This window comes from Bradyrhizobium sp. USDA 4538 (assembly GCF_024171045.1).
In the GTDB taxonomy this organism is placed as follows: Bacteria; Pseudomonadota; Alphaproteobacteria; order Rhizobiales; family Xanthobacteraceae; genus Bradyrhizobium; species Bradyrhizobium australafricanum.
This window is the reverse complement of the sequence record NZ_JALJZE010000001.1, coordinates 4,006,319-4,020,602: the sequence shown is the minus strand read 5'-3', so window position 1 is coordinate 4,020,602 and position 14,284 is coordinate 4,006,319. Positions and strand designations below refer to the sequence as shown.

The 14,284-nt window shown below is 64.2% G+C and carries 10 protein-coding genes and 1 tRNA gene; 4 read left to right on the top strand and 7 right to left on the bottom strand.

Annotation, left to right across the window (positions count from 1 at the left end):
* Positions 1-391: 391 nt before the first annotated feature.
* A complete protein-coding gene (locus tag J2R78_RS18090) occupies positions 392-1,234 on the bottom strand; it encodes an SDR family NAD(P)-dependent oxidoreductase (RefSeq protein ID WP_225648490.1) in 843 nt (280 codons plus the stop codon).
* Between the two features lie 179 nt (positions 1,235-1,413).
* On the opposite strand from J2R78_RS18090, the gene J2R78_RS18085 reads away from it, so the two are divergent.
* The gene (locus J2R78_RS18085; protein WP_253605956.1) at positions 1,414-2,376 is read left to right on the top strand and encodes a sensor histidine kinase; all 963 of its coding nucleotides are present in this window, start codon (positions 1,414-1,416) and stop codon (positions 2,374-2,376) included.
* Positions 2,377-2,580: 204 nt separating this feature from the next.
* Positions 2,581-4,353 carry a bifunctional diguanylate cyclase/phosphodiesterase gene (locus tag J2R78_RS18080; RefSeq protein WP_253605954.1) on the top strand — a complete coding sequence of 591 codons (1,773 nt, stop codon included), beginning with the start codon at positions 2,581-2,583 and terminating at the stop codon, positions 4,351-4,353.
* A 168-nt stretch (positions 4,354-4,521) separates the two neighbouring features.
* Here J2R78_RS18080 and J2R78_RS18075 read toward each other — a convergent pair whose 3' ends face one another.
* Complete coding sequence (locus J2R78_RS18075) at positions 4,522-5,160, bottom strand: carboxymuconolactone decarboxylase family protein (protein ID WP_253605953.1); 639 nt, start codon at positions 5,158-5,160, stop codon at positions 4,522-4,524.
* A 219-nt stretch (positions 5,161-5,379) separates the two neighbouring features.
* Here J2R78_RS18075 and J2R78_RS18070 point away from each other — a divergent pair, with 219 nt between their 5' ends.
* The gene (locus J2R78_RS18070; protein ID WP_016843571.1) at positions 5,380-5,784 is read left to right on the top strand and encodes a YccF domain-containing protein; all 405 of its coding nucleotides are present in this window, start codon (positions 5,380-5,382) and stop codon (positions 5,782-5,784) included.
* 182 nt (positions 5,785-5,966) lie between these two features.
* Here J2R78_RS18070 and J2R78_RS18065 read toward each other — a convergent pair whose 3' ends face one another.
* The 3 genes from J2R78_RS18065 to J2R78_RS18055 all read right to left on the bottom strand — a co-directional run bounded on the left by J2R78_RS18065 (position 5,967) and on the right by J2R78_RS18055 (position 8,549).
* Positions 5,967-6,224 carry a GCG_CRPN prefix-to-repeats domain-containing protein gene (locus J2R78_RS18065; RefSeq protein WP_156436045.1) on the bottom strand — a complete coding sequence of 86 codons (258 nt, stop codon included), beginning with the start codon at positions 6,222-6,224 and terminating at the stop codon, positions 5,967-5,969.
* A gap of 109 nt (positions 6,225-6,333) precedes the next feature.
* Positions 6,334-7,374 carry an alpha/beta hydrolase gene (locus J2R78_RS18060; RefSeq protein ID WP_253605951.1) on the bottom strand — a complete coding sequence of 347 codons (1,041 nt, stop codon included), beginning with the start codon at positions 7,372-7,374 and terminating at the stop codon, positions 6,334-6,336.
* A gap of 95 nt (positions 7,375-7,469) precedes the next feature.
* The gene (locus J2R78_RS18055) at positions 7,470-8,549 is read right to left on the bottom strand and encodes an LLM class flavin-dependent oxidoreductase (protein WP_253605950.1); all 1,080 of its coding nucleotides are present in this window, start codon (positions 8,547-8,549) and stop codon (positions 7,470-7,472) included.
* 130 nt (positions 8,550-8,679) lie between these two features.
* On the opposite strand from J2R78_RS18055, the gene J2R78_RS18050 reads away from it, so the two are divergent.
* Positions 8,680-8,756 (top strand) — tRNA-Arg (locus tag J2R78_RS18050).
* A 54-nt stretch (positions 8,757-8,810) separates the two neighbouring features.
* On the opposite strand, the gene J2R78_RS18045 is transcribed toward J2R78_RS18050, so the two are convergent.
* Positions 8,811-9,131 carry a hypothetical protein gene (locus J2R78_RS18045; RefSeq protein ID WP_253605948.1) on the bottom strand — a complete coding sequence of 107 codons (321 nt, stop codon included), beginning with the start codon at positions 9,129-9,131 and terminating at the stop codon, positions 8,811-8,813.
* A gap of 71 nt (positions 9,132-9,202) precedes the next feature.
* Positions 9,203-14,026, bottom strand: coding sequence for an NAD-glutamate dehydrogenase (locus J2R78_RS18040; protein WP_253605945.1), 4,824 nt, complete (start codon positions 14,024-14,026; stop codon positions 9,203-9,205).
* Positions 14,027-14,284 lie beyond the last annotated feature (258 nt).

Below are 14,284 nucleotides of genomic sequence, written 5' to 3'. Positions count from 1 at the left end.
GGGACCCATACTCCGCGGCGGGTGTTGTGAACGGGACTCGTCGTTCCAGCATCGCTCAACAATGACCAATCGGGGTAATGGGTCCCGGCCTTCGCCGGGACGACGGCGGGGATGGTTTGCGCTTCAAGACGCCAAACAATGCGGCGTCATCACCCGCACATGCCGCGTGCGAGTGAGACCATTCGGGTGTGTCAAGGTCGTAAGCCTGATGACCTCGCGCAACCAACTCTTCGATCGCGGACGATTTCCCCGTTCCAGACATGCCCGTGATCAAGACGCGCTTCATACTTTTTCCTCGCCCTGAAGGAATCGGCAGTGCACGCGATGGATTACTCCCGCCTTCGCCAAGGATTCAGCGGACAAGTCGCTCCGCGCGCAATGACGGATGCTGCTACCCCGCCCCCTGATCGAACGCCTTGCGCAGCGCGACGTAGCCGGCCTGCTGTTGGCTCCAGTTGCGGCCGCCGGTGATGGCGCCGTCGATGACGAGGTCATGGCCGTTGATGAAACTCGATTCGTCGCTCGCCAGGAACACCGCGGCATGCGCGATGTCGTCGGGCAGTCCGGCGCGCGGGATCGGCTGCGCCGCCTTGTAGACCTCGCGCATCACGGCTGCGGTCTTCTCGGCTGCTTCCGTCGACAATCCGAGCGCCTTGCCGAAAATGCCGGTGGCGATCGCGCCGGGCGAGATCGAGTTGACGCGGATGCCGGACTCGCCGAGCTCCATCGCCACGCATTTGGTGAAATGGATGACCGCGGCCTTCGCGGCGCCATAGACCATCGATGAGGAGAAGCCGGCGAGCCGTCCGGCGATGCTGCCATTGTTGATGATGCTGCCGGAGCCCTGTTTGCGCATGTAGGGCGCGGCATGCTTCATGCCGAGCATGACGCTGCGCACCAGCGTCGCCATCGCGGCGTCGAACCGCTCGACGTCGAGGCCTTCGATGCCCCCGGTCTGCGCCGGGCCGCCGGCATTGTTGAACAGGCAGTCGATCCGGCCGAACTTCTCGACCGCAAGCGCGATCAGCGCCTGCATCTGTTCCTCGACCGTGACGTCCGTCTGACGGAACACGCAGGTCTCGCCGAGTTGTTGCGCCAGTGCCTCGCCCTCCGGCGCTCGGCGCCCGGCAATCACGACCTTCGCGCCCTCCGCGACAAAGATCTCCGCCGTGCGCAGCCCGATGCCGCTGGTCGCCCCTGTGATCACCGCGACCTTGCCGTCCAGCCGTCCCATGTCGGTCCCCTCAACTTACGTATGATGTTGCGGATATTCCCCAGCTCCTGCTGCCAATACAAGCACTTGCAAGCCGCCACGGTCGCGAGGTCCGCCTGTGGCCAGAAGGCCACAACTGCGGTTTTTCGGTCGCAGCGGCCTTATTTTGGGTCGCCTGTTCACGTGAACTGGGACGACCGATGGCGAAGTGGATCGACGATTTCAGGGCGTGTTGGCGGGGCGATGCCCAGCCGTCGGTGCGGCTTGCGGTCGCCTTCGCGGTGCTTTGTCTCGTTTTGGCCACGGCCGCGCGCTTCGGGCTCGCCCAGATCCGGCCGGATGTGTTCTTCACGCCCTATTTCCCGGCGGTGTTCTTTGCCACCGCCCTTGGCGGTTTCCGGATCGGGATCGCGACCGCGCTGGCGAGCGGCCTGCTCGGCGTCGTGCTCAATTTCAGCGGCTCGCACGCCGATCCTGCGCGCTTTGCGCTGCTGATGATCTTCTGGGTTGTGTGCGGCATCGCGATCTGGGGCGTCGAGCATTACCGTTCCCTGGTCGCACAGCAGCGCGAAGTTTCCAAACGGCTGATCGAGGAAGAGCAGTACCGCAAGGTGGTGGTCGACGAATTGCAGCACCGGCTGAAGAACAAGTCCTCGACCATTCACGCCGTGCTGCATCAGGCGCTGCAGGACCGGCCCGATGTCTGGCAGCGCATCGACCATCGCATCCGCGCGCTCTCGGCAACCGACGATCTGATCGCGCGGGTCGACGGCTATGGCTGCGATATCAAGGATTTGCTGCGCTCGGAACTCGGGCCCTACGGCCACGTGCGGTTCAACCTCAATGGCGAGCAGCTGTTCCTGCCCGCCAAGCTCGCCGTCTCGCTGGCGCTGATCTTCCATGAGCTCGCAACCAACGCCGGAAAATACGGCGCCTTCTCCTCGCCGCGCGGATTTTTACAAGTGTCATGGACCGTCGACGACGGACGTCTCAACGTGATCTGGGACGAGACCGAGGGACCGGTGGTCGAGGCGATCGGCGAAGCCGGCTTCGGCACCAAGCTGCTCAAGTCGGCGCTGCGGCCGTTCGACGGCAAGACCGAGATCAGTTACCTGAAGACCGGTGTTCACTGCACCATGCAGTGCAAGCTTCCGAGCTGTTGATAAGTCGGCTTTCCGGCACACGCGCATGTGTTGATGCAACCGCGCGCTGCGCAATCGCTTTCAGCAGCGGTCGCAGCCGACATTGATACTCTGTTAATGACGATTGCCGCGACGGCTTGCGAAAGCCGTCGCGGTCTCATTCTGTCACGGCATTTCGCAGGTCCGCTTAACCAAAACTACAACGGACTTTGCCAAGGTCGGCGCATGCACAGTCTCACCAGACACGATTTTCAGGCGGGCGCGGCAGTGCCCGGCCAAGACGATATTTCCGGCAATGAATTGCGTATCCTGCGCGACCTTCTCCAACTCCTTCCGGCGGGAGTGACCGTCCAGGACGAGCAGGGCCAGATCATCCTGGTGAATGAAGCAGCCGCGAGCCAGCTGCAGCTGGCCGCCAGCGCGAGCCAGCCGTCCCCGGTCGACGAGCGCCACGCCGCCAACCTGGACCTGCTGCGCAGCGGCCGTCCGGTGGTGCTCGAGGAAACGCTCTCCTGCGGCGCATCCAAATACGTGTTCCTGACCTCGCACCGGCCGGTCCGGATCGCCGGTCGCAATCTCCTGATCTCGACCTCGACCGACATCAGCGAGCAGAAGGCGTTCGAGGACCAGCTGTTCCGCTCGGCCTATTACGACGAGCTGACCGGCCTGCCGACCCGCCGGGTGATCGAGCACCGCGTCAACGGCTTGATCCGCGACGATTCGCAAGGCCATTTCGCGCTCGCCTTCCTCGACGTCGACAACTTCAAGCACATCAATGACTATTACGGCCACGCGATCGGCGATGCGCTGCTCGTTGAACTGTCGAAGCGACTCGGCCACGCGCTGCGCGACACCGATATCCTGTCGCGCATCTCCGGCGACGAATTCCTGCTGCTGCTCAACCCGATCAGCGGCAATGACGAGGTCGCCGAATTCATCCATGTCATGCAGGAGCGGCTGAAGGCGCCGTTCTTCATCGAGGACTCCGAAATCTTCGCCTCGACCTCGATCGGCGTCAGCCTCTATCCGATGCATGGCCGGAGCTACGAGTCGCTGCGCCAGAACGCCGACATCGCGATGTACCGCGTCAAGAACAACGGCAAGGGCTCGACCGCATTCTTCGACAACAGCATGGAGCGCGAGGCGCTGGCGCGGATGAAGATCGAGCAGTCGCTGCGGCTGGCGATCCTGGAAAAGCGTTTCTGCTGCGCGTTCCAGGCCAAGGTCGATATCCGCACCCAGGAGGTGAAGGGCATCGAGGCGCTGGTGCGGCTGCGCGACGACGAGGGTGTGATCCAGGCGCCGGGCACCTTCATTGATCTCGCGGTCGAGCTCGGCCTGATCGACGAGCTGACGTTCCTGGTGCTGGCGGAGATCGTCAAGTCGATCGACCTGATCAACGACACGTTCGGTCCGACGGCGACGATCAGCATCAATGTCGCCGCCAAGCAGGCCTCCAACCTCGAATTCATGCGCCGGTTCGCGCGCGCGCTCGAGGAGACCGGCTTCCCCAAACGCTTCATGATCGAGGTAACCGAGGACGCGTTCGTGACGCGGTCGCATTTCCAGGACCAGATCCTGCCGATCCTGCGCGGCATCGGCGTCGGCATCTCGATCGACGATTTCGGCATCGGCTATTCGTCGCTATCGGCGCTCGCCGATATCACCGCCGACGAGATCAAGATCGATCGCTCCTTCATCACTGACATCCATCAGCGGCCGCGCAGCCAGGGTATCTTGCGCGCGATCGAATCGCTGAGCGAGGCGCTCGGCATGACCGTGATCGCCGAGGGTATCGAGTCCTACGAGGAGCTCACCTATCTGCAGGCGGCGACCAAGATCCGCTATGCCCAGGGCTATTACTTCGCCAAGCCGATCTTCCTCGAGGATTTGAAGCCGGCGACGCCGGTCGCCAGCGAAACGCGCGCCAGCATGGCCGCGCGCCCCGCCCAGGAAGGCCGCCAGGGCTATTCGCGCGCCAGCGGCTTCCGGCGGTAAGGGCGCGATGTGACTGCGCTCCCTCTCCCGCTTGCGGCGGAGGGTTGGGGTAGGGGTTTCACCACGAGTCAAAACTGGGGAGAGAGCCCCCACCCGCCGCGCGCTGCGCGCACGTCGACCTTCCCCGCAGGCGGGAGAGGTAAGAACCTGAGACCGCTGCAGATGCGGCTACTTGTCCAGCACCGCCAACGGCTGCACGCCGTTATTTGCGGGGCCGGCCTGCATCGTGATCAGCATCATCGAGACCATGTCGTAATAGCCCATGATGGCGATGATATCCGTGATGCCGCGCTCGCCGAATTTATCTAGCGCCGCCTTGTAGACAGCGTCGCTGACTTTCTTGTCGCGATAGAGCGCGATGCCGAGATCGTACAGCGCGGCCTCGTCGTCCTTCATGCTCTCGGGCCGCGTGCCCTTGGCGATGGCGTCCGCGATTTTCGGATCGAGCCCGCCCTTCATCGCCAGCGGATGGTGCGCGGACCATTCATATTGCGCAGTCCAGTGCCGCGCCGTGATCAGGATCGCCATTTCGCTGAGCCGTGCCGGCAGCGAGGTATTCCAGCGCAGGTACTCCGACAGGTTCGACAACTTCGGCGCCAGATCGGGATTGCGGATATAGGCGCGGTAGGGCGGCGCGGTGAATTTGGCATTGCGCGGCGGCGCGCTGATCATGTCGGCCCAGGCCTTTTGCGCCGGCGACAGCTCCTCCGCCTTCAGCGGCGCGAAGCGCACGGCGTCTTCGGCCCGCACGGCCGAAACCGACAATGCCAGCGCCGCCAAGATCGCTGCTCCGAATATTGTTCTCATTGTTGTTCTCCCTTTTCGGTGCAGGCGTCTTTGCGCCCTGCCCGGTCGCGCGAGATTAGTTGCCGTCGCGATGGATGCAATGAGGTGCCAGCTGTCGTTCGGCGCCGGCAGCCGGTGAAGCGCCTCGTCACGGCAGGCGCGCGGTTAGGCCACACCTACCGCAGCGCCGGGCGGCGGCGTATATAAAGAGCAGTCCCAAGCGGCGCGAAGGTGTCAGCCATGCAGCCTGTATCTATCCTCCTGAACATCCTCTGGATCCTGATCGGCGGCGCGTGGATGGCGTTCGGCTGGCTGGTCGCCGCCGTGATCATGGCTGTGACCATTATCGGGCTGCCCTGGGCGCGCGCCGCCTTCAACATCGCCGTCTACACGCTGCTCCCGTTCGGCTCGCGTGCGGTGCGCCGCGATGAGGTGACCGGCACGTCCGACATCGGTACCGGACCGCTCGGCGTGATCGGCAATCTGATCTGGTTCATCCTGGCCGGCTGGTGGCTCGCGATCGGCCATGTGATCACCGCGATCCTGCTGGCGGTGACCATCATCGGCATCCCGTTCGCCTGGGCGCATCTCAAGCTTGCCGGCATCGCGCTGTGGCCGATCGGCAAGGTGATCGTGCCGGCGTGACGCTGGCCAGGCCGTCGACGGCTAGTGTCCCGAATCCGAAGTTCGCATCATTTGCCGCACCTTCGGAGCGAACTTCGGATTCGATAAGGACACTAGCAAACTTATGATTCTAGTGTGCTTTATGAATGCGAAGTTCGTGAAAGTGGCTGCCGCGAAATCGCACGAACTTCGCATTCAGCACACTAGAGCCAATCCTTCGTGGTCTGGCTGCAAGCCTGGTAGTCGCGCCGCCAGACGAAGCCAGCGCCACCACACGGCGGGCGCGGGCGCGAGGTGGCGGGACACTCATTCCTGACCCGCGCGGCGGTGCCCCAGCCGTCGATCACGCAGGCACCTCGTGAGGTCCTGTGGCAACCGTCACCGCATCCCTCTGCGGCGTTGGCCGGGGTCAAGCCGAGGAAGGCACCGGCTGTCAGAAGCGTGATCAAACCTGCTCTCATGATGTTCTCCATCGAGCTGTCGGTCGTGCTGCTCCATTCGCGGCACAAGCGTAGGCGATCTCTGTGCCGCTTGCCACCGATTCCGCGCACAAATTCTGGTGTCGGGGGCTCAGCGCGCTGCTTCGCAGCCGGGGATGTCGAATACGGCGGTCAGGCCGCAGGGCGAATTGAGCATCTTGCCGCCCGCATGGCCGACGCCGGGCACATCCCACACGCTGTGGTTTGGCGCGCCGCCGTCGCGGGCCTGCATCACGGCGGCATAGGAATGCCCGCGCGCGTAACGGTACGGCCCCTCGGCCTCCGCCATGCAGGATTTGTCGAGCGCGGGATGATTGGGGTTGGTGTCGAGCGTTCCGAGCAGATAGATCACGCGGCGCGCGACATAGGCCTGCTCCAGCGCAGCCGGCGAAGGCTCGGCAAGATAGGGCGGGCGGTCGTCCATACCGAATTTCCAGCTGTTATAGCCATGGCAGTTCGCCGCGATCGCGGGCTCCGGCCGCTCCTTGGTGAAATAGGCGTAGGAGGACGGATTGGCGACCACATAGCGCACGCCGATGCCCTCGCGCAGCAGCGCCTGGTCGCCCTTCACCGCGATCGCATAGCGCTGCACCACCTGGCCGCCGCCGGAATGACCGAACACGACGACCTGCTGCAGGTTCGGAAACAGCTTGCGGTCGCCGAGCTTCGCCAGGATGGTGTCGAGCGCCTCGAACGAGCTCGCCGCGCTCGGCGCGAGCGCAGGCTCGCCGCCCTGCCAGCCATAGAGGCTCCAGCGCAGCGTCTCCGCCGGCAGCTTGAAGGCCTCGACGTCGGACTCGATCAGGAATTGCGGCGCGATCATCAGCGCATGCTCGCCGGCATCGCCGGCCGCGGCCTGCGCGCTCAGCGCCGCGCGAAAATAGTCGTCGGCATTGCGCAGCACGCCATGCAGCACGAGCACCGCGCGCGTAACATCCGGCAGCGGGTTGGACCAGTCGGCCGAGAGGTAGAGCGGAAAGCTCGCTTTGCCGACGGCAATCCGCGCATTGGCGATCTCCTTGACCGGTTTCCGGTCGCGCTCGGTCTGTGCCTGCGTCGCGGACGCCGCGGGTACGTGCGCCGCCGCCACGACGAGCAATGCCGCGGCCGCAAGCCAGGCCCGGTGATGCATGGTTCGACTCCGTTGCTGCCGCGAGCTCGGCTGGATCATGGCGCGTCAGGCGCAGATTCACCCGTGAATTTTCGGAAAGCTTCCGCACCCGCGCCTCAGGCCACGAGCCGTCCATGATTGTTGGCGGCGAGGATCGGGCGGATCAGGCGGCCGAACCGCTCGGCCTCCTCGTCGTGCAGATAACCGGACAGGCAGAAGGAGTGGCAACCGGCATCGATGAACTGCTGCAAGGTCGCGGCGCATTGCGCGGGATCGCCGACCACCGCGATGCCGGCGCCGGGCCGCACCTTGGTGATGCCGGTCCACAGATGCGGCATCAGGAGATCGCCGTAGTCGCGCGCGAGCTGCTGCACGCGCTGGTTGGCCTCCGAGCGATTGTAAAGCGTCTTCATCTCCTGCTTCTGCCGCTCGGTGGCGTGGCGCACCAGCTGGTCGGCCGCCTCCCAGGCATCTGTCTCGTTCTCGCGGCAGATTACCTGCAGCCGCATGCCGAAGCCGATCGCATCCTCGCGGTCATGCGCCCGCGCCATCCGCCGAATCTCGGCGATATTCTCCGCGATGCGCTCCGGCAGGTCGCCCCAGAACAGATGGACGTCGGAATGCTTCGCCGACACCTCCCAGGCCTGCCGCGAGCCGCCGCCGAGATAGAATTTCGGAAACGGCTGCTGCAACGGACGCGGCCTGATATGCGCGCCGGAGATCGTGTGAAACCTGCCCTGGAAATGGACCGGGCCGCGCGTCGTCCACAGCGCCTTGAGGATCGAGACCTCCTCCTCCATCAGCGCGTAGCGCTCTTCTTTGGGCTGACGCACGCCCTCGGCCTCGACCTCGCTCTCGTTCTGGCCGGCGATCAGATTGATGCAGATCCGCCCGCCCGACATCTGGTCGAAGGTCGAGATCATCTTTGCCATCAGCACCGGGTTGATATAGCCGGGCCGCGCCGCAATCAGCGGCTTGATCCGGCTGGAGCGCGCCGCCATGAAGGCGCCCGTGATCCAGGCCTCCCAGCACACCGAGCCTACCGGGATCAGCAGATACTCGAAGCCGGCGTCCTCAGCGGCCGCGACCACGCGCTCGCAGAGTTCCGGCGAACCGGCGATCTGGGCCTCCATCAGCCCATAGGCCGTGGTGTCGCCATGCGTGGGCAGATACCAGCCGAATTCCAGCGGACGCATGGGCAAACTCCCTCGAAAGACGGCCTTTTTTCGCGGCCTGTCATATTGTCGGGAGGCAGTTTACAGCCCTTAACCAGTTGGACAACGCCGTTGCCGACGCGGAGCCAATCAGCTAAATGAACCCCTGCACGCACCCGTAGCTCAGCTGGATAGAGCGTTGCCCTCCGAAGGCAAAGGTCACACGTTCGAATCGTGTCGGGTGCGCCATTTCCGCTTCGTTCGCCGCCGTTCAATTGTAGCCTTTGCTGCGATTCCCCCAGCTTAGGGGATTCTTTCCACAACGTTGGGCCGGTTTTTCTCGAGCCAGGCGACGGCCTCGGATCCATCGACGACACACTCGAAGGTTTCCCAGGTTGGGTCCTCCAGAGATTCCAGTTGCAGTCGCTTCGCCGCATACTCAACGAGGTCGTGCAGACGTTCATATCCTTGTCTGCGCTCGAGGGAATCTGCAATCGCAGTGCTGGTCCATCCTCGTTGGGCCAAATCGATAATGCTCGGAGCGTCAGCCTCGCTGAACCACGGTGTGGCATCGAACTCGATGCAGCGAACATTGTCGGCGGTATGACAAGTGGCGTGGATCATTGGATTCCTCCGTTTGCCGGCTAACGACCTGCGCCAGCATCGCGCTTCTCACATCGCTGCCTCACACGCCGTCAGGCCTTGACCAAGTCCCCCAGCAGGTTCGCCGCCACCGTCAGCTTGGCGAGGGTCAGGCCGCTGGCAGCGATCTCCTCGACCGAGCGGCGGATACGCGTCGCCTCGGGGTGAGCCGCGAGCCAGGTCTCGACGGCCTGCTGGCCAGACTGGCCGGTTGCCAGCATATCGGCGGCCAGTCTCCTTTCGGCGCCGGCGATCTGCTCGACGGCGCGATCGATGGCCATGCGTTCGAAATAATCGTTGGCCGGCACACTGCGTGCGGCGGCGATGATGCGATCGAGACGGAAATTCGCCTCGGCAGCGTAGAAGGTTGCGGCGGCATCGCCGATGGGGCGCCCGGTGCGCTCGGCAACCGTCACGATGTCGGGAGCCGAGACCAAAGCGTCAAGATCGGCGAGCTCGCCGGCGAGGCCGGCCGGGACACCGGCGTCGGCGAGTTCCTGCCGCCGCTTGACGCGCGCGGCTTGCAAGTCCGGCGGCAAGGCAGTGTCGAGGCCGGCAACGATCTGGCGGATCGCCGGGCCGAAGCGCGCGACGACGGCCTCCAGCCCGTCCTTGAAATCGACATTGCGCACGTACCAGACCATGCGGGAGAGCAGGAGGTCCTGCACCGAAGCGTAGAGGGACAGCTGCAGCTGCCCGTCGATGCAGGCGTCGAGCGCGTCGATCGCGTCATTGAGCCACTTCAGGCCGAAGCATTCATCGACCGCCACATAGGCCATGACGATGGTCGGGATATCGGCGTCGGTCTCGTCGATCAGTCGCACGACGCAGGCCGGGCCGCCGCGATTGATCACCGCATTGGCGAGACTGGTCGCGATGATCTCCCGCCGCAGGCGATGCAATCCGGCCGCGGTCGGGAATTTGTCCTGAACCTCGCGCGGAAAATACTGGGATAGTTCGCGGGCAAGATAGGGGTCATCGGGCACGCTGGTGACGAGCAGGTCATCGTAGAGGGTCAGTTTGGCGTAGGCGAGCAGCACGGCAAGCTCGGGCCGCGCGAGGGACTGGCCGCGCCGTGTGCGCTCGGTAAGCGCTGCGTCGTCGGGCAAGAACTCAACAGCGCGGCTAAGCAAGCCGCGCTGTTCGAGCGATTGCATCAGACGGGTGAGAAAACCGGTCTCTGCCACACCCTTGCGCTCGGCCAGCGAGAGCGCCAGCGTCTGCAGATAGTTGTTGCGCAGCACCAGCACGCCGACCTCGTCGGTCATCGCGGCAAGCAGGCTGTTGCGGTCAGTGGGACTGAGGCGTCCCTCGCGTTCGGGACGCGCCAGCGCGATCTTGATGTTGACCTCGACGTCGGACGTGTTCACGCCGGCCGAATTGTCGATGGCGTCGGTGTTGAGCTTGACGCCCTTCTGCGCCGCTTCGATGCGGCCGCGCTGGGTAACGCCGAGGTTGGCCCCTTCGCCGATCACCCGGGCGCGCACGTCGCCACCCGCGATGCGGATCGGATCGTTGGCGCGGTCCCCGACCTGATCGTCGCTTTCCCCGGAGGAGCGGACATAGGTGCCGATGCCGCCAAACCACAGCAGGTCCGCGCGAGCCTTCAGGATCGCCGTCATCACCTCGAAAGGCGTGGCTTGCGGCTTGTCGAGATCGAGCAGCGTGCGCACCTCCGGCGCAAGCGGGATCGCCTTGAGCGAGCGCGAGAACACGCCGCCGCCCTGCGAGATCAGCGACTTGTTGTAGTCCTGCCAGCTCGATCGCGGCAGATCGAACAGGCGCTTGCGCTCGGCGAAGCTGGTCGATGGATCGGGCGAAGGATCGATGAAGATGTCGCGATGATCGAAAGCCGCCACAAGCCTTGTCGCCGGCGAGAGCAGCATGCCATTGCCGAAAACGTCGCCCGACATGTCGCCGACGCCGACCACGGTGAACGGCATGGTCTGAATGTCGGTGCCGAGCTCGCGGAAGTGGCGCTTGACCGCCGTCCAGGCGCCGCGCGCCGTGATCCCCATCTTCTTGTGATCGTAACCCTGGCTGCCGCCGGATGCGAAGGCATCGCCGAGCCAATGATTCTTCTCGGCCGAGATCGCGTTGGCGACGTCGGAGAAGGTGGCGGTGCCCTTGTCGGCGGCGACGACGAGGTAGGGGTCGTCGCCGTCGTGGCGCACGATGGATTCAGGCGGCACGACGATGTCGCCGTCGAGATTGTCGGTGAGTTCGAGCAGCGAGCGAACGAAGATGCGATAGCTTTCGGTGCCCTCCGCGAGCCAGGCGTCGCGCTTGGAAGGCGACGGCAGGCGCTTGGGCACGAAGCCGCCCTTGGCTCCGACCGGCACGATCACGGCGTTCTTGACCTGCTGCGCTTTCACCAGGCCGAGGATCTCGGTGCGGAAATCCTGCGGCCGGTCGGACCAGCGCAAGCCACCGCGCGCAACCTTGCCGAAGCGCAGGTGGATACCTTCGACACGAGGGGAATAGACGAAGATCTCGTAGAGCGGTCGTGGAGCGGGCAAGTCGTCGATCCGGCGCGCCTCGAACTTGAAGGAGATCACCGGACGCGGGTGTCCATCCTCGCCGATCTGCCACAGATTGGTGCGAACGGTAGCCTGCACCAGATTGGTGAAGCGGCGCAGGATGCGGTCTTCATCGAGCGAGGCGACGGATTTGAGCTGTTCCTCGACCTCGGCAAGCAAAGCCGTCTCGCGCGCCGCGCGCTCGGCGTCCGTCAAGGCGAGGCGCGGATCGAGGCGGGTCTGGAACATCGCGACCAGGCTGGCCGTGATCGCGGCGTTCTTGCGCAAGGTCTCCCACATGTAATCCTGGGTGAACGGAGCGCGGATCTGGTGCAAATAACGCGACAGCGCCCGGATGGTCGAGACTTCCCGCCAACTTAGGGCGGTGCGCAGGATCAGGCCGTTATATCCGTCGGATTCGGCGCGATCGGTCACCACCGCCATGATCGAGGCTTCCAGGCGATGGCTGAATTCCGGGTTGATCTCGATGGGCTGGCCGTCACTGGTCTCGATCGTCATGTCGTGCAGCCATACCGGCGCAGCCCTGGTACCGGGCACGATCTGATAGGTGCGTTCGTTGACCACGCGCAGGCCGTGATTTTCGATCACCGGCACGCGGTAGGACAACGACAGCGGTACGGCGTCCGAAAACACCTTCAGGCCGAAGCGCCTCGGATCGTCGCCTTCGATGCGGTAAACCGAAATCGTCACCGGGCGGGCCGGCGTCAGCTTTTCGACGGTCGTGATATCGGCGATCGCCTGTTCCGCGCTGAACACCTCGGTATAGCCGCCGCTGAAGGCCTGGGCATATCGGTTGGTGAGCATGCGCGCCCGCATGCCATCGGTCGACGCGGTGAGCGCGGCCTTCAGCTTGTCGGCCCAGGTCGCGGCAATGGCGCTGATCCCGGCTTCGAGCAGGGCGCGGTCGACGACGGGCGTTTTGCCTTCATAGCGTCCGATGATGAAGTGGACGCGCGCAAGCGCCCCTTCAGGGAATGACACGTAGGAGGCGGACAGCTTCCCTTTGTAGGCCTGCGCCAAAAAGGTTCCGACGCGCGTGCGGACGTCGGTGTCGTATTTGTCGCGCGGAATGAAGGTGAGGATGGAGACAAAGCGATCGAACTTGTCGACCCGCGGCAGCGCCCGGACGCGCGGACGCTCGTAGAGGATCAGGATCTCGATGACGAAGTTGTAGAGCGTGTCGACGTCGATCTGGAACAGCTCGTCGCGCGGATAATCTTCGAGAATATGCATCAGCGCCTTGCCGGAATGGCCGTTCGGGTCGAAGCCCGCGCGCTGCAGCACCCGCGAAACCTTGTGGCGGACATAAGGGATCTGCCGTACCGAGCGAGTATAGGCGCCCGAGGTGAAAAGGCCGACGACGCGCAGCTCGCCTTCGAGCCGGCCGTCGGGCGAGTAGAGTTTGATGCCCACATAATCCATCCGGGTGCGGCGATGGACGCGGCTGGAGACATTGGCCTTGATGACGATCAGCAGGGTCGGCTCGTGCATGAACTCGCGGATTTCCGGTGTCATCACCACCATTTCGCTGCCGCGACGCAGGACCTTCACGTCCGGATCGCGCAGAATGCCGAGGCCTTCGCCGGTTGTAATGTCGTCCGACGCGTCGCTATCGGGCGAGAAGCGATATTTGCGCACGCCGAGGAAAGTGAAATTGTCCGCGCAGAGCCATTGCAGGAACTGATTGGCTTCGGCGAGTTCGTCGATCGGCAGCGGCGGCGGATTGGAAGAGAACGTCTTGATCGCTTCCTCGACACTGTCACGCATGACGCGCCAGTCGGCAACGCAGGCGCGGACATTGTTCAACGTCCTGGTCAGGCCGTCGATCAGCTTCTGGCGATCGGAATCCGCATCCAGGCGGGTGATGTGGAGATGAATCAGGCTTTCGCGGGCGCCCTTTGCTCCGTCCGGCAGTGCTTCCCCGTAGAATCGCAGCAGCTTGCCCCCATCGTCGCGCTCCACCGCGATGATCGGGTGAGCGACCAGGGTGACCTCGAGGCCCTGCTCGGCGAGCTCCGCCATGGTGGAATCGAACAGGAAAGGCATGTTGTCGTTGAGAATTTCGAGCACGGAAATCTCGCGCCCGTTCGGCAACGTCGGATTGACGACGCGGATATCGGCGCTGCCGGCCGTGCGCCGCTGCACGTGCTCCCAGGCTTGCTCCGCCAGTTGGGCAAGCGAGGCGGCATCGTAATTGGCGAGATCCTCGATATTGGTGTAGCCGAACAAGGGCTCGGCAAAGGCCCGGGGGCTCTTGCCCGCTGGCACGCTGCCCGCTGCATCGCGGATCAGGGCTGCCCGGGCCTTGTCGTCACGCCACGCCATAATGTCCTCCATTTGCCGTGCCGTCCGATCGCAGCCGCGACCATCCGCTTGATTCTGGAGTGCATCTCTTCGTGCGTCGCGATCGAATGCTACGCGAAATCCTAGCTTCGACGGCTGCCGACGACAATACTACGATCCCGCAGCGAACGGCGCACGCTGTCGTGAGGCGTGCTTAATTTCGCTTGCGACAGCGGCTGGGCCGAAGACGGCGGCCGAACGCCTGGGGCAGGAAAAATCACATGCAATTTCAATTATGTATGGGTTCGTGCC